The 15212-nt window shown below is 62.5% G+C and carries 11 protein-coding genes; 9 read left to right on the top strand and 2 right to left on the bottom strand.

Annotated features, from left to right (window positions below; translation table 11 throughout):
* Positions 1-189 precede the first annotated feature (189 nt).
* The 6 genes from C4J91_RS22750 (at position 190) to C4J91_RS22725 (ending at position 9313) form a co-directional block, all read left to right on the top strand.
* Complete coding sequence (locus tag C4J91_RS22750; protein WP_124364352.1) at positions 190-972, top strand: class II aldolase/adducin family protein; 783 nt, start codon at positions 190-192, stop codon at positions 970-972.
* Complete coding sequence (locus C4J91_RS22745) at positions 972-1874, top strand: alpha/beta fold hydrolase (protein ID WP_124364351.1); 903 nt, start codon at positions 972-974, stop codon at positions 1872-1874. Before C4J91_RS22750 ends, C4J91_RS22745 begins: the two co-directional genes overlap by 1 nt.
* Positions 1875-2004: 130 nt before the next feature.
* Complete coding sequence (locus C4J91_RS22740) at positions 2005-2916, top strand: SDR family oxidoreductase (RefSeq protein ID WP_124364350.1); 912 nt, start codon at positions 2005-2007, stop codon at positions 2914-2916.
* Between the two features lie 483 nt (positions 2917-3399).
* Positions 3400-5181, top strand: coding sequence for a DUF1302 domain-containing protein (locus C4J91_RS22735; RefSeq protein ID WP_124364349.1), 1782 nt, complete (start codon positions 3400-3402; stop codon positions 5179-5181).
* 25 nt (positions 5182-5206) lie between these two features.
* The gene (locus C4J91_RS22730; protein WP_124364348.1) at positions 5207-6565 is read left to right on the top strand and encodes a DUF1329 domain-containing protein; all 1359 of its coding nucleotides are present in this window, start codon (positions 5207-5209) and stop codon (positions 6563-6565) included.
* Positions 6566-6811: 246 nt separating this feature from the next.
* Complete coding sequence (locus C4J91_RS22725; RefSeq protein WP_124364347.1) at positions 6812-9313, top strand: LuxR C-terminal-related transcriptional regulator; 2502 nt, start codon at positions 6812-6814, stop codon at positions 9311-9313.
* Here C4J91_RS22725 and C4J91_RS22720 read toward each other — a convergent pair.
* On the bottom strand, positions 9310-10185 hold the full coding sequence (locus C4J91_RS22720) for a helix-turn-helix domain-containing protein (RefSeq protein WP_124365207.1): 876 nt from the start codon (positions 10183-10185) through the stop codon (positions 9310-9312). The two genes, C4J91_RS22725 and C4J91_RS22720, sit on opposite strands and share 4 nt — an antisense overlap.
* 136 nt (positions 10186-10321) lie before the next feature.
* Here C4J91_RS22720 and C4J91_RS22715 point away from each other — a divergent pair, with 136 nt between their 5' ends.
* The gene (locus C4J91_RS22715) at positions 10322-11224 is read left to right on the top strand and encodes a DMT family transporter (protein WP_124364346.1); all 903 of its coding nucleotides are present in this window, start codon (positions 10322-10324) and stop codon (positions 11222-11224) included.
* Positions 11225-11318: 94 nt separating this feature from the next.
* Here the strand turns inward: C4J91_RS22715 and norR are convergent, their stop codons facing one another.
* Positions 11319-12863, bottom strand: a complete 1545-nt coding sequence (gene norR, locus C4J91_RS22710) for a nitric oxide reductase transcriptional regulator NorR (RefSeq protein WP_124364345.1) — start codon at positions 12861-12863, stop codon at positions 11319-11321.
* 147 nt (positions 12864-13010) lie between these two features.
* Here norR and hmpA point away from each other — a divergent pair, with 147 nt between their 5' ends.
* Together hmpA and C4J91_RS22700 are read left to right on the top strand one after the other, a co-directional pair.
* Positions 13011-14192 (top strand): NO-inducible flavohemoprotein, encoded by a 1182-nt coding sequence (hmpA, locus tag C4J91_RS22705; RefSeq protein ID WP_124364344.1) that lies wholly within the window; start codon positions 13011-13013, stop codon positions 14190-14192.
* A gap of 223 nt (positions 14193-14415) precedes the next feature.
* Positions 14416-14922 carry a disulfide bond formation protein B gene (locus tag C4J91_RS22700; RefSeq protein ID WP_124364343.1) on the top strand — a complete coding sequence of 169 codons (507 nt, stop codon included), beginning with the start codon at positions 14416-14418 and terminating at the stop codon, positions 14920-14922.
* Positions 14923-15212: the final 290 nt, after the last annotated feature.

Here is a 15212-nt window from a genome sequence, read left to right as displayed (position 1 = left end):
CCGACCCCGTGAGGCGCTGTCCGCGTGTTTTTATTGACGGCGCTTCTCTGACAGCGTTTGTACTATTCTCCAGGCTGACTCGCTCAGTCATCAAGCTGGCTGCGAAGGCAACTCCGCAAGCCAGGGCGTCTGACTAGACTGGCTCATCACTTAAAAAATAATAATAAATGCGCCAAGGAGGTCATTATTGTGAGCCTAGCCCCCGTTCTATCGTCACAGAATGTCAAAGATCAGGTCAGCGCGGCCGAATGGCAAGCCCGTGTCGACCTGGCGGCCTGCTATCGCCTGGTGGCGATGCACGGTTGGGATGATCTGATCTTCACGCATATTTCCGCCAAGGTGCCGGGCACCGATGATTTCCTGATCAACCCCTATGGGCTGATGTTCCACGAAATCACCGCCTCAAGCCTGGTCAAGGTGGACCAGGCCGGCAACAAGCGCATGGACAGCCCCTACGAGATCAACCCCGCGGGCTACACCATCCACAGCGCCATCCACGAAGTGCGCCACGACGTGACCTGCGTGCTGCACACCCATACTGCCGCCGGCGTCGCCGTGTCTGCGCAAAAGCAGGGCGTGTTGCCGATCAGCCAGCAATCGCTGTTTGTGCTGTCGAGCCTGGGCTATCACGCCTATGAAGGCGTCGCACTGAATCACGAAGAAAAGGCGCGCTTGCAGGCGGACCTGGGCGAACACAACTTTCTGATGCTGCACAACCATGGCCTGCTGACGTGCGGCGCGACCATCGCCGACACCTTTCTGATGATGTTCACTTTCCAGCGCGCCTGTGACATCCAGGTACTGGCGCAGAACGGCGCTGTCGAGTTGATTGCCATCGAGCCGCAGATTCTGGCCGGTGCCAAGGCGATGGTGGCGGCTGTCACAAAAAGCGCCCAAGGTATGGGCGGTGCGCTGGCCTGGCCGGCGCTGCTGCGCACATTGGATAACCAGGACCCCGGGTATAAAAGCTGATGCCACTTGCCGAAATACCGCTCAGCGCCTGGCGCAAACGCGGCCAGGATTTCGTCTTTCGCGGCCGCTCCATTCGTTATTGGGTGGCCGGGCAGGGCGAGCCGCTGCTGCTGATCCATGGCTTTCCCACGGCCAGTTGGGATTGGCATTACCTGTGGCAGCCCCTGGCCCAGCGCAACCTGGTGATCGCCTGCGACATGCTCGGCTTCGGCGAATCGGCCAAACCGCTGGATCACGAGTATTGCCTGCTGGAGCAAGCCGACCTGCAACAGGCGTTGCTTGAACACCTGGGGGTGGCAGAGCCGGTGCACATATTGGCCCATGACTATGGCGACAGTGTTGCCCAGGAACTCCTGGCCCGGCATTACGAAGGGCGGTTCCAGATGGCCAGTTGTGCGTTTCTCAACGGTGGGCTGTTCCCCGAAACCCATCGCGCAACCTTGGTGCAGAAGTTATTGCTCAGCCCCCTGGGCTGGATGATCGGACGAGCCTCTGGACGAAGTAGCCTGGCCAACAGTTTTAACCAGATTTTTGGTCCCCGGACGCTACCGAGCGAAAGCGCCCTGGATGATTTCTGGAGTTTGATTGAACACAACGACGGCCCGCGCATCCTGCACAAGCTGATCAACTACATTCCCCAGCGCCGTCGCCTGCGTGACCGCTGGGTGGCGGCAATGCAGCGCGGCGACGTGCCGTTGCGGGTCATCGACGGTGAGGTCGACCCCATTTCCGGCGCGCATATGGTGGAGCGCTATCAACAGCTAGTGCCGAATGCTGATGCGATCTTGCTGGCCGATATCGGCCATTACCCACAACTCGAGGCGCCGGTCCAGGTGCTCAGGCATTACCAGGCGTTTCGCGAGCGTATTGGCCTGCGGTCAGCGCGTGCGGCCTATTCCTGAGCCTTGCGCCCCCAGGCGGCATCATCCCGCTGCCTTATCGAGCACCATTCAGCGTCGGCCGTATTTATTGTGACCCAAGGCCCGGTGCCGGACACTCTGCCCATTGCCATTGTCGCCCAAGGAGTTCGGTATGAGTCAGTCAGTGCAGTTGCAGGATAAGGTCGTGATCGTCACCGGCGCCGGCGGCGGATTGGGCCGCGCCCACGCGCTGCTGTTCGCCCGGCACGGGGCCAAGGTGCTGGTCAATGACCTCGGTGGCTCGACCCAGGGCGAAGGCGCCAATGCCTCGGCGGCCGATCGGGTGGTGGCCGAAATCCGCGCAGCGGGTGGCGTTGCGCACGCCAACCATGATTCCGTCACCGACGGCGATAAAATCGTACAGAACGCACTGGATGCCTTCGGCCGTATCGATGTGGTGGTGAACAACGCCGGTATCTTGCGCGACAAGACCTTCCACAAGATGGATGACAGCGACTGGGACCTGGTTTACCGGGTGCATGTCGAAGGCGCCTACAAAGTCACCCGCGCCGCCTGGCCGCATCTGCGCGAGCAGGGCTATGGCCGGGTGATCTTCACCGCGTCCACCTCGGGCATCTACGGCAACTTTGGCCAGTCCAACTACGGCATGGCCAAGCTTGGCCTGTATGGCTTGACCCGCACCCTGGCGCTGGAAGGGCGCAAGAACAACATCCTGGTCAACGCGATTGCGCCCACCGGCGCCACGCGCATGACCGAAGGGCTGATCCCGCCGCAAGTGTTCGAGCGTCTCAAGCCGGAACTGGTCAGCCCGTTGGTGGTGTACCTGGGCAGCGAAGCCTGCCAGGAAACCTCAGGTTTGTTCGAAGTGGGCGGCGGCTGGATCGGCAAAACCCGCTGGGAGCGCAGCCTGGGCGTAGGCTTTGACCCCGAAGCGGGCTTTTCGCCGGATGACGTGGCGGCGCACTGGCAGCAGATCTGCGACTTCGAAGGGGCGGCGCACCCCAAAGACACGATCGAGGCATTGAAGGAGATGATGGCCAACTTGCAGAAGTTCAGCCTCTGATCGTTGCCGTAAAAACAGTGAATCCAACGGGGCGTCAATGGCGCCCCGTTTTTATTCCAGGCATAAAAAAGGCCGCTGCACAGGCAGCGGCCGAAGTAAGACGTTGGATCAAGGAGCGATAAATCAACGTCAGTGAACACTGGTAACAGATTGAATGTCTTGGCAATCCGTTGAATTCAAGCTTTTCTCCAGAGCCTCGGAGCGGGCTGTTTGCTCTGAAAGCGAAATAAGCATAGTCGGTTGTAACAGAATGAGTAATAGCAGTTCAGGACAAGGACTGTTACCAAAACGACAATAATTGAGCGCATGCCATCGATGCTTCTGATAGGCCACCATCCATCCAATCCATGACGCGCGCCGCACCCATGGCCCGCGCGGCCCGTCATCCTTTCGAGCGACAACACGAATACCTCCTTGGTGCGCTTATCGCTCCTCCTGGGCGGCAGTAGGGTGGGGCCTTCTGTCACTCACCGGGGAAGACGCATGACAAAAACAACAATGCGCGCCATCTTCACGCCACAGGCGCTGGCCGCTGCGGTTGCCTTGGGTTGCTGTGCCCAGGCCCACGCTGTTTCGTTCAATATTGGCGAGATCGAAGGGCAATTCGATTCCTCGCTATCGGTCGGTGCGAGTTGGGGCACGCGGGATGCCGACAAAAGCCTGGTCGGCACCGTCAACGGCGGCACGGGCCAGGCGTCCACCGGGGATGACGGGCGCCTGAACTTCAAGAAGGGCGAAACCTTCTCGAAAATCTTCAAGGGCCTGCATGATCTTGAACTGAAATACGGCGACACCGGTGTGTTCGTGCGCGGCAAGTACTGGTACGACTTCGAGCTCAAGGACGAAGACCGCGAGTTCAAGCAGATCAGCGACCACAACCGCAAGGAAGGCGCCAAATCCAGCGGTGCGCAGATTCTCGATGCCTTCGTCTACCACAACTATTCCCTGGGCGACCTGCCCGGCACCGTGCGCGCCGGTAAGCAAGTGGTCAGTTGGGGTGAAAGTACCTTCATCGGTAACTCCATCAACAGCATCAACCCGATCGACGTGTCGGCGTTCCGTCGTCCGGGGGCCGAGATCAAGGAAGGGTTGATCCCGGTGAACATGCTGTTCGCCTCCCAGAGCCTGACCAATCAGCTCACCGTAGAAGGTTTCTACCAACTGGAATGGGACCAGACCGTACTGGACAACTGCGGCACCTTCTTCGGCGGTGACGTGGCGGCGGATGGCTGCACCGGTAACTACACGGTGGGCAGCCCGGGGATTGCACCGCTGCAACCGATTGCAGCGGCACGCGGCCAAGGCTTTGTGGTCACCCGCGAGGGTGTGGTGGTGCAGCGCGCTGCGGACCGTGATGCGCGTGACTCCGGCCAGTTCGGCGCCGCGTTGCGCTGGCTGGGTGACGACACCGAATACGGTCTGTACTTCATGAACTACCACAGCCGCACCCCGACCGTGGGCACGATTACCGCCAATACCAACCTGGCAACCATCGGCGCCATTGGCGCCGCCGCTCCGCCGGGCTTTGGTGGGGCCCTGGCCCAGAGCACCATGCTCGGGCGTGGCCAGTACTACCTGGATTACCCGGAAGATATCCGTCTGTTCGGTGCCAGCTTCTCCACCACCTTGCCCACCGGTACGGCGTGGACCGGCGAAATCAGCTATCGGCCAAATGCGCCCGTGCAACTCAACACCACCGACCTGACCCTGGCGCTGGTCAACCCGATTGCCGGCAACACCGCGTCGCCGATCCGCAGTTCGTTTGGGGCCGACAACAAAGGCTACCGTCGCAAGGAAATCACCCAGATCCAAAGCACCATGACCCAGTTCTTCGACCAGGTGCTGGGCGCCGAGCGCCTGACCCTGGTGGGCGAAGCGGCCGTCGTGCACGTCGCTGGCCTGGAAGACAAAACCAGACTGCGTTACGGCCGTGACTCGGTGTATGGCGCCTATGGTTTCCAGGGTGACACCGACGGGTTCGTCACCTCCACCTCCTGGGGCTACCGCGCGCGGGCGATCCTTGACTACAACAACGCGATTGCCGGGGTGAACCTCAAGCCCAACCTGTCCTGGTCCCATGATGTCGCCGGCTACGGCCCCAACGGCCTGTTCAACAAAGGCGCCAAGGCCATCAGCGTCGGCGTGGATGCGGACTACCGCAGCACCTACACCGCCAGTCTCAGCTACACCGACTTCTTTGGCGGCGACTACAACACCCTGACCGACCGTGACTTCCTCGCCCTCAGCTTCGGCGTGAACTTCTGACTTGGCTTAAAGAAGGACAAGAACTATGCGTAAGACAATTGCAGCGTTGGCCCTGAGTCTGCTGGCCGCCCACGTGATGGCCGCGGTATCGCCGGAAGAAGCCGCCAAGCTCGGCACCAGCCTGACCCCGGTGGGCGCCGAAAAAGCCGGCAACGCCGATGGCTCGATCCCGGCCTGGACCGGCGGCATTCCGAAAAACGCCGGCGCGGTGGACAGCAAGGGCTTTCTCGCCGATCCGTTCGCCAGTGAAAAACCGCTGTTCGTGATCACCGCCGCCACCGTCGACAAGTACAAGGACAAACTCTCCGACGGCCAGGTGGCGATGTTCAAGCGCTACCCCGAGACCTACAAGATCCCGGTGTACCCGAGCCACCGTACGGTCAACCTGCCGGCGGATATCTACGAGTCGATCAAGCGCAGCGCACTGAACGTCAAGGCGATCAACGACGGCAACGGCTTGGAGAACTTCACAGGTAACCGTTACTACGCGTTCCCGATTCCCAAAAACGGTGTGGAGGTGTTGTGGAATCACATCACCCGTTACCACGGCGGCAACCTGCGCCGCATCATCACCCAGGCCACGCCACAGACCAACGGCAGCTACACGCCGATCCGCTTCGAAGAGGAAGTGGCGGTGCCGCAGGCCATCCCCGATATCGACCAGGCCAAGGCGGCCAACGTGCTGAGCTATTTCAAGCAATCGGTCACGGCGCCAGCGCGGCTGGCCGGCAACGTGCTGCTGGTGCACGAAACCCTCGACCAGGTGAAGGAGCCACGCCTGGCCTGGATCTACAACGCCGGCCAGCGCCGTGTGCGGCGGGCGCCGCAGGTCTCGTATGACGGGCCGGGCACCGCCTCCGACGGCCTGCGCACCACCGACAACTTCGACATGTTCTCCGGCGCGCCCGACCGCTATGACTGGAAACTGGTGGGCAAGAAGGAACTGTACATCCCTTACAACAGCTACAAGCTCGATTCGCCGACCCTCAAATACGACGACATCATCAAGGCCGGGCATATCAACCAGGACCTGACCCGCTATGAGCTGCATCGCGTCTGGGAAGTGGTCGGCACCGTCAAGCCGAGCGAGCGCCACATCTACGCCAAGCGCCACATGTACATTGACGAAGACAGCTGGCAAGTCGCCCTGGTGGACCACTACGACGGTCGCGGCCAACTGTGGCGCGTCGCCGAAGGCCATGCGCAGTTCTATTACGACCACCAGGTACCGGCCTACACCGTGGAAACCCTGTACGACCTGATCGCCGGGCGTTATCTCGCGTTGGGTATGAAGAACGAGGAGAAGAGCAGCTTCGTCTTCGGCTTCGCGGCCAAGGCAGCGGATTACACCCCCGCGGCGCTCAGGTCCGAAGGCGTGCGCTAAAGATCATTCCCACGCTCCCGCGTGGGAATGCAGCCCGTGACGCTCTGCGTCACCTGTGCGCGACGGTTGGCGGGACGCGGAGCGTCCCAGGAGGCATTCCCACGCAGAGCGTGGGAATGATCATTCGGGGGCCCCCTCCCACATTGGGTTTTGCGCATGTCTTTCAATCACCCCGCTGAATACTTCTTCAACAACCGCCCGCCACAGGACTAGGGTTGCATCACAATAAAAAAGCAGGATGCAGCAATGACCGCCATGACACGCTGCCTGGACCGTCCTGGATTCATGCCCCGGCTGTCCGCTCACCATCTGCTGCGCCCGCGCCTGGCCGCGCCTTTGCTCGCGGCACCGGCGCGGGTGAAGCTGCTGTGCGCGCCGGGCGGCAGTGGCAAGAGCGCGCTGCTTGCCGAGTGCGCGTTGCAGGCGCCGCCTGGGTGCCAGGTTCACTGGTTGGCGCTCAATGGCGTAGTTGCATGCCCGGTGGATTTCTCCCGGCGCCTGGCCCACAGCCTTGGGCTGTCTTACACCGATGAAGCGACGTTATTGCTGGACCTGGGGCGTTGGCAACACTCGGCGTGGCTGTTCCTCGACGATTTTTGCCGGCTGCCCGCGCCTGCATTGGACGCCTTGCTGGACCGGTTGCTCACCGCCAGCAGCCCGGCGCTGACCTGGTGGCTGGGCGCGCGGCGGCGGCCGGCGTGCAATTGGCCGCGCCTGTTGCTCGATGACGAATTGCTGGAGTGCGGCAGTACGGAACTTTCGTTCAGCGCGACGGAAATCCAGGCGTTGCTCGGCCCAGGGCAGAGCGTCGACAACATCATGCAATTCAGCGCCGGATGGTGCGCCGGGGTGCGTATTGCGCTGCTCGGTGACGGCCATCCCGATAAAACCCTGCTCGATTATCTGCAACACGAAGTGTTCAGCAGCTTGCCAGCGGAATTGGCCGAAGCCTGGCGGGTGCTGGCCAACCTGCCGCGCTTCAATACCGGCCTGTGTGAACACCTGTTCGGCTCGGGTGACGGCGCCCAGTACCTGCGCGAGCTGCAAGCGCTCGGTGCGTTTATCCAACCCTGGGAAGGCACCACCGATTGGCTGCACATTTTTGCGCCCCTGGCGCGTTTGCTGCGTGAAGAACCCTGGCCGGCCAAGCGCGCCTGGCACCGGCGCGCGTGCCAGTGGTTCAGCGCCGAGCAGGACTGGCAGGCGGCCTTTGAACAGGCGCTGCTGGCGCAGGAATATGAGGGCGCAGTGAGCCTGTTGCAGCACTTCAGTTTCGAAGACTTGTTCCGCGGACAAAATGCGGTGCTGCTGTTGCGCCTGCATGAGCAGCATGGCGATGAACTGATGCTCGGCTCGGCACCGCTGGTGGGTCTGGTCACGGCGGCATTGCTGTTTGCCGGGCGGTTCGAGCAGGCGGCGGTGTGCATCGACCAGTTGGCTCGATTCGCGCCGCGACCGACGGCGGCGGCGCAGCGTCATCTGGTGGCGCGCTGGCAGGCGCAAGTCGGCTGGTTACTGCACCTGAGCGGCGATGCCGAGGGTTCCCGCGAGCATTTCCTCGAGGCCCTGCAAGCCTTGCCCGAGAGCGCCTGGACATCGCGCTTGATGTGCCTGTCGGGCCTGACCCAGCAAGCCATGCTGCGCGGTGAGCTGGACGTGGCCCAAGCGCTGAATCGCGAAGCGCTGTGCCTGGCCCGCGCCCACGGTTCGCTGGTGCTGGAGGCCTTGCTTGAGTTGGATCACGCCCAATTGCTGGAACAACGCGGCGCGCCTTACCGGGCGCAGAGCCTGTTGGAAAGCCTGCAGGCGATGCTGGTCGAGCAGCGCTTGCAGGCTGGGCCGCTGATGGGGCGTATCGCCCTGCGACGCGGGCATCTCGCCTTGCGCCAAGGTCAGGACGCATTGGCAAGCGAGTGTTTCGAGGCCGGTTTGAACATCTGCCTGCACAGCCAGGACAAGCGGGTGCTCTACGGGTTTCTCGGGCTGGCGCTGCTGGCGGCGAATCGCGGTGATTACGCCCAGGCGTTTATCCAGTTGCGCGATGCCGAGCGGCTGATGCAGCAGCGCCATGTCCCCGACCTGGTGTATCGCGCGGTCCTGTTGTTGGTCAGCGCGCATTTTTGGTTGCAGCAAGGGCGCGCGGAGTTGACGGTGCAAGCGATGCGCCGCGTGTTGCGTCACTTCCATGGGCCCTGCGCCAAGCAGGCGCCGCCGGCCACGCTGGAATTGATCCCGCGTCTTGAGTACCTGTTGGTGCTGGCCGAGGTCAGGCTGGGCTGCGCCGAACACCCGCTCGAGCGGCTTGGCGCTTTGCTCGACAGCACCCGCCAACGCGGCATGCTTTGCCTGGAAACCGAACTGCAGCTGGTGCTGGGGGAGGTGGCCTGGCGGCTGGGCGAGCCGGCGCGGGCGCGACTGGCCCTGCAAGCCGGCCTGGAACTGGCGGCGCGTTGCCAGGTGCAGCAGGCGGTGCGCGAGTTGCGTTTACGTGCGCCGGGGTTGCTCAGTGAGTTGGGGCTGGAACCGCAGGCCGCGCCAGTCGGCGCCACGCAAAACCCGCTGAGCCTGCGCGAACTGGAAGTGCTGCAGTTGATCGCCCTGGGCAACTCCAATCTGGAAATTGCCGAGCGCCTGTATATCTCCCTGCACACCGTTAAGACCCATGCACGGCGTATCCACAGCAAACTCGGGGTAGAGCGGCGCACCCAGGCAGTGGCCAAGGCCAAGACGCTGGGCTTGATGGGCTAAGTGCGAAAGGCCTGGCGATAGTCCCCAGGCGTCGCCCCCATGGCTTGGCGGAAGCGCTGGTTGAAATGACTGGCGCTGGAAAACCCGCACCGCCAGGCAATCTCACCCACGGCCAGGGCGCTGTCGCGCAACAGCGCCCTGGCACGGGCCAGCCGGCGCGCCAGCAGGTATTGGTGGGGCGGCAGACCGAAGCTTTGCCGGAACATGCGGGCGAAATGATATTCCGACAGCGCGCACAGGCCGGCCAGTTGGCCGAGGCTGATGGCGTCCTGCAGGTGATGGTCGATGTACTCCACCAAGCGCCGTCGCTGGTGCGCGGCCAGCCCACCTTTGACGCGCAGGCCTTCGCGGGCGCCGACCTGGCTGAGCAGGGTATGACTGAGCATTTCATGGGCCAGGCTGCTGGTCAGCAGGCGCTCACCGGGCTCCTGCCAGTTGAGGGCGATCAACTGGTGAAAGCGTGCGGCCAGGCTGGCGTCCTCGAGGAAGGTGCTTTCGCGCAGCTGCAGCTCACGGGGCTCGCGGTCGAGCAGGGTGACGCAGCCGAGGGCGAATTGTTCGGGGCTGAAATAGACATGGGCCAGGCGAATCTGGCCATTGATCACCCAGGCCGATTGGTGCTCGGCCGGCAGGATGCACAGTTTGTCGGGGCCGCCCTTGGTGCCCGGTTGGTCACGGCGAAAAGTGCCGGTGCCGCCGCCGATGTAGCACGACAAGGTGTGATGGCTGGGCGCCTGGTAATCCTGGGCATCGTGGTGGTTGCTCCACAACGCCGCAGACAGTCCGTCACCGAGCTCGGCGCAGGCTTCCAGGCGTGCGTTGGGCGAGCGGTTAAGGGCTTGAAAGACGTGCAGCGATTGCAGCTCTGGCATGGTGTGTTCTCCGACGTTTTGCATCCTACTCCGCCGTCATGGCGCTGTGATCCCCGCCCCCGACAAAAGCGCAAGAATGTGCAAGAGCGTCGCACGGGGAAAACGCGACACTGTGGCTCACTCACCGGAGCCCGCTATGAACCTTTTCCTGTATGTACTCACTGTGCTGATCTGGGGCACGACCTGGATCGCGCTCAAATGGCAGTTGGGCGTGGTGGCGATTCCCGTGTCGATCGTTTACCGCTTCGCCTTGGCGGCCCTGGTGCTGTTCGTGCTGTTGCTGCTCAGCCGCCGGCTGCAGGTGATGAACCGGCGCGGGCACCTGATTTGCCTGGCCCAGGGCCTGTGCCTGTTCTGCGTCAACTTCATGTGTTTTCTGACCGCCAGCCAATGGATTCCCAGCGGCTTGGTAGCGGTGGTGTTTTCCACGGCGACCTTGTGGAACGCGCTCAATGCCCGGGTGTTTTTCGGCCAGCGGGTCGCGCGCAATGTGTTAATGGGCGGCGGCCTTGGCTTGCTCGGCCTGGGCTGTTTGTTCTGGCCCGAATTGGCAGGGCACGCCGCCAGCCCACAGACCCTGCTCGGCCTGGGCCTGGCCTTGCTGGGCACGCTGTGTTTTTCGGCGGGCAATATGCTCTCAAGCCTGCAACAGAAAGCCGGGCTGCGGCCCTTGATCACCAACGCCTGGGGCATGGCCTATGGTGCGGCGATGCTGGCGGCGTATTGCGCAGTGCGCGGTATTCCGTTCGAGATGGACTGGAGCACGCGCTACATCGGCGCCTTGTGGTACTTGGTGATTCCAGGCTCGGTGATTGGCTTTACCGCCTACCTGACGCTGGTCGGCCGCATGGGGCCGGAGCGGGCGGCGTATTGCACTGTGTTGTTTCCGGTGGTGGCGCTGAACGTATCGGCCTTTGCCGAGGGTTATCAATGGACGGCACCGGCCCTGGCGGGGTTGGTGCTGGTGATGTTGGGTAATGTGTTGGTGTTTCGCAAGCCGAAGGGTGTGAGCCCGGTCTTCAAAGTGAAGACAGTCTAAATGTGGGAGGGGGCTTGCCCCCGATAGCGGTGGGTCAGGTGTAAATGTGCTGGCTGACACACTGCCATCGGGGGCAAGCCCCCTCCCACATTGGCTATTTTATGCCAAGGCGCTTGGCCATACGGCCAAGGTTGGCGCGGTCCAGGCCCAGTTCTCGGGCGGCGCCGGCCCAGTTGTGTTGATGGCGTTCCAGGCAGGCGTTGATGATCTGGCGCTGGTAATGCTCGGTGGCTTGGCGCAGGTCGCCGGTGACGTCGCGGGCGACAGCGGCCGGTGGTTCGATGGCGGCTGCGCTGACATCAGGCAGGTCCAGATCCGCCGCGCTCAGGCTGAGAATCTTCGGACGTTCGCGGCAATGCCCCAGGGCTTTGAGCGCACTGCGTCCGATCAAATGTTCCAGCTCGCGCACATTGCCCGGCCAGTCGTAGGCCAGCAGCGCCGCCTGGGCATCGCTGGTCAGGCGCAGGCTGCCCAGGCCCATGCGTGAGCGGTTGTGTTCCAGAAAAAAACCGGCCAGCAGCAACACATCGCGCCCGCGTTCACGCAGCGCAGGCACTTGCAGCGGGTAGACGCTCAAGCGGTGGTAGAAGTCGGCGCGGTAGCGGCCATGGCGCACTTCTTCAGCCAGGTCGCGGTTGGTGGCGGCAATCAGGCGCACATCCACCTGATGCTCTTTGTCCGACCCCAGGCGCTGCAACTGGCCGCTTTGCAGCACCCGCAGCAGCTTGGCCTGCACGCTCAGCGACAGCTCGCCCACTTCATCCAGAAACAGCGTGCCGCCATTGGCCAGTTCGAATTTGCCCCGGCGCTCATTCAGTGCGCCGGTGAAGGCGCCGCGCACATGGCCGAACAGCTCGCTTTCCACCAGGGTTTCGGGCAGCGCGGCGCAGTTGAGGCTGATCAGCGGTTTGTCGGCACGGGAAGACGCGGCGTGGATCGCCTGGGCGACCAACTCCTTGCCGACCCCGGTTTCACCGGTTATCAGCACGGTCAGGTCACTGCCGCCCACCAGGTTGACTTCTTCGACCAGGCGCTTGTGCGCCTTGCTCTGGCCGATCATTTCCTTGTGCTGCTGGCCGCTGGCCTGGCGGTAGATCTCGGCGCGCTGGTGTTCGTCTTCGGCGCGCAATGCCAGGCGCTCAATGCGCTCGGCGACGTTGACCGTGGCGGCGGCGAGGCTGGCGAAGGCTTGCAGGGCGTCGAGTTCGACCCGTTCGAAGCGCTCGGTGTCGAGGGCGTCCAGGGTCAGCAGGCCCCACGGCTGGTCGTCGATAAATAACGGGCAGCCCATGCAGTCGTGCACTTCCAGCTGCCCGTGCAGGCCCTCCACCAGGCCGTCGTAGGGGTCGGGCAATTCGCTGTCGCTGTCAAAGCGGGTAGGGCCGGGGCTGCTCAGCAGCAGCGCAAAACGCGGGTGTTCGCTGATCTTGAAGCGTCGGCCCAAGGTATCGGCGCTCAAGCCATCCACGGCCAACGGCACCAGCCATTCGCCCTCCAGACGCAGCAAGGCGGCGGCATCACACGGCAACAGGGCGCGCATGGCATGCAGCAGGCGTCGATAGCGCTCGCCTTCGGGCAAGTCCCGTGACAGGTCGGCTACGAGGGGCAGCAGGGTGGTGAGCAGCGATTGTGCAGTCATAATGACTCCTTGTAGTCCTTATGACTATAAGCTGCAGGAGGTCATTCTGACTATGCGGTATTTAAGTTGCTGAAAAAACTGGATTTATTAGTTGGCACGATTACTGAGTACTTGAGGGCAACGAATGAAAAGACCCAGGAGTCTCCCATGCTGAGCGCCCAAGACCGTGCCATCGTCAAATCCACTGTGCCGCTGCTGGAAAGCGGTGGCGAAGCGTTGATCACCCATTTCTACCGCATGATGCTGTCCGAATACCCCGAAGTTCGCCCGCTGTTCAATCAGGCCCACCAGGCCAGCGGCGAGCAGCCGCGCGCCTTGGCCAATGGCGTGCTGATGTACGCGCGGCATATCGACCAGTTGGACCAGTTGGGCGATCTGGTGGCCAAAATCATCAACAAGCACGTGGCCTTGCAGATCCTGCCGGAACACTACCCGATCGTGGGGGCCTGCCTGCTGCGGGCGATCTCCGAAGTGCTCGGCAGCGAGATTGCCACCCCTGAGGTGATGAGCGCCTGGGGCGCGGCGTATGGGCAGTTGGCGGATATCCTGATCGGTGCCGAAGCGGCTATCTACGACGAGAAAGCCCAGGCGCCCGGTGGCTGGCGCGGTGCGCGGCCGTTCCGGTTGGTCAAGCGCGTGGAGGAGAGCGACGAGATCACCTCGTTCTACTTCGCCCCGGTGGACAACGGCCCGATCCTCAGCGCTGCTCCCGGCCAATACATCGGCATGAAGTTGGTGCTCGACGGCGAGGAAGTACGGCGCAACTATTCCCTGTCGGCCCTGAGCAATGACGGCCTGTACCGCATCAGCGTCAAGCGCGAAGCCGGTGGGCGAGTGTCCAACTACCTGCATGACCAGTTGCACGTCGGCGCGAGTATTGACCTGTTCCCGCCCTCGGGCGAGTTCACCCTGGCCGCCAGCGACAAGCCGCTGGTGCTGATCAGCGGCGGGGTGGGCATTACCCCAACCCTGCCGATGCTCGAAGCGGCCCTGGCCACCGAGCGCCCCGTGCATTTCATCCACTGCGCGCGTAACGGCGGGGTGCATGCGTTCCGTGACTGGGTAGACGCGCTGGCCGCCAGGCACCCGCAGCTCAAGCGCTTCTACTGCTATGCCGAGGATGACGGCGTAAGCCCGGCGGCGGACAAGGTCGGCCTGTTGAATCAGGAACAACTGGCGGCGTGGCTGCCCGAGGGGCGCGACATCGATGCGTACTTCCTGGGGCCTAAAGGCTTCATGGCGGCGATCAAGCGCCACCTCAAGGCCCTGGGTGTGCCCGAGAAACAAAGCCGCTACGAATTCTTCGGCCCGGCTGCGTCGCTGGAGTAAGTTCTTCACAGCAACAGTGAACCAATGTGGGAGGGGGCTTGCTCCCGATAGCGGTATGTCAGTGACAGATAAGCTGACTGATCCACCGCTATCGGGAGCAAGCCCCCTCCCACATTTAGCTCTTCATTTTTCCTGATTAATCCGTTGTTAACCCCTCTCTGTTTTAACGGGTGCCTGTGTGTAAACTTGTTGCCATTGGGCAAACAGACAAAGGAAACCAGAGATGAGTGACGAATTGCGTTTGGGCAGGGAGCGGCGCTTTCTGGTGTTGCTGGGCATCATCTGCCTGGCGCTGATCGGCGGAGCGCTGTACATGCAAGTGGTGCTGGGCGAAGCGCCGTGCCCGCTGTGCATCCTGCAACGCTATGCCTTGCTGTTGATCGCGATCTTCGCCTTCCTCGGCGCTGCCATGCGCAGCAAGGGTGCGGTCACGTTCTTTGAAGGGCTGGTGGTCCTCAGCGCCCTGGGCGGTGTGGCCGCTGCCGGTCATCATGTGTACACCCAGTTCTTCCCTCAGGTCAGCTGCGGCATCGATGTGCTGCAGCCGATCGTCGATGACCTGCCCCTGGCCAAAGTGTTTCCCCTGGGCTTTCAGGTCGATGGTTTCTGCAGCACGCCCTATCCGCCGATCCTCGGCCTGTCCCTGGCGCAATGGGCGTTGGTCGCGTTCGTGCTGACGGCAATCCTGGTGCCCCTGTGCATCTATCGTAATCGTCACCCCAAAGCCTGAACCCGTTCACTAAAACGCCCCGGTCTCCTTGAGTGAAGGCTGGGGCGTTTTTGTGTGTAGGGATTTGTGAAAGAGCCGTGACGAGCGGCAATGAATAGTGCGCGCAGCGTGCGACATGTTGTCACACGGAGGCTGTCGCAGGGCATTTCTGAATGGCCGAACCGGCCGCTGAATTTGCATCCGGGGCACAAAACGTGCTGTCAATTCGTGGTTTGAAAGACACCGCCGGGCGCGTGAGGTTTGAGCCCATGAGCGCTCTGCAAATGCCTTGTTTTATGGGGACTTTGCCA

The organism is Pseudomonas sp. R3-52-08, assembly GCF_003851745.1.
Classification (GTDB): domain Bacteria; phylum Pseudomonadota; class Gammaproteobacteria; order Pseudomonadales; family Pseudomonadaceae; genus Aquipseudomonas.
This window is presented reverse-complemented; position numbering and strand designations above follow the sequence as displayed.

What these genes read in the sequence shown, in the direction of transcription:
- C4J91_RS22720 (WP_124365207.1), bottom strand. Translation starts at nt 10,185, where the DNA reads ATGCCAGAGCTGCAATCGCTGCACGTCTTTCAAGCCCTTAACCGCTCG.
- norR (WP_124364345.1), bottom strand. Translation starts at nt 12,863, where the DNA reads ATGACTGCACAATCGCTGCTCACCACCCTGCTGCCCCTCGTAGCCGAC.
- hmpA (WP_124364344.1), top strand. Translation starts at nt 13,011, where the DNA reads ATGCTGAGCGCCCAAGACCGTGCCATCGTCAAATCCACTGTGCCGCTG.
- C4J91_RS22700 (WP_124364343.1), top strand. Translation starts at nt 14,416, where the DNA reads ATGAGTGACGAATTGCGTTTGGGCAGGGAGCGGCGCTTTCTGGTGTTG.
- C4J91_RS22715 (WP_124364346.1), top strand. Translation starts at nt 10,322, where the DNA reads ATGAACCTTTTCCTGTATGTACTCACTGTGCTGATCTGGGGCACGACC.
- C4J91_RS22740 (WP_124364350.1), top strand. Translation starts at nt 2,005, where the DNA reads ATGAGTCAGTCAGTGCAGTTGCAGGATAAGGTCGTGATCGTCACCGGC.
- C4J91_RS22745 (WP_124364351.1), top strand. Translation starts at nt 972, where the DNA reads ATGCCACTTGCCGAAATACCGCTCAGCGCCTGGCGCAAACGCGGCCAG.
- C4J91_RS22725 (WP_124364347.1), top strand. Translation starts at nt 6,812, where the DNA reads ATGACCGCCATGACACGCTGCCTGGACCGTCCTGGATTCATGCCCCGG.
- C4J91_RS22735 (WP_124364349.1), top strand. Translation starts at nt 3,400, where the DNA reads ATGACAAAAACAACAATGCGCGCCATCTTCACGCCACAGGCGCTGGCC.
- C4J91_RS22730 (WP_124364348.1), top strand. Translation starts at nt 5,207, where the DNA reads ATGCGTAAGACAATTGCAGCGTTGGCCCTGAGTCTGCTGGCCGCCCAC.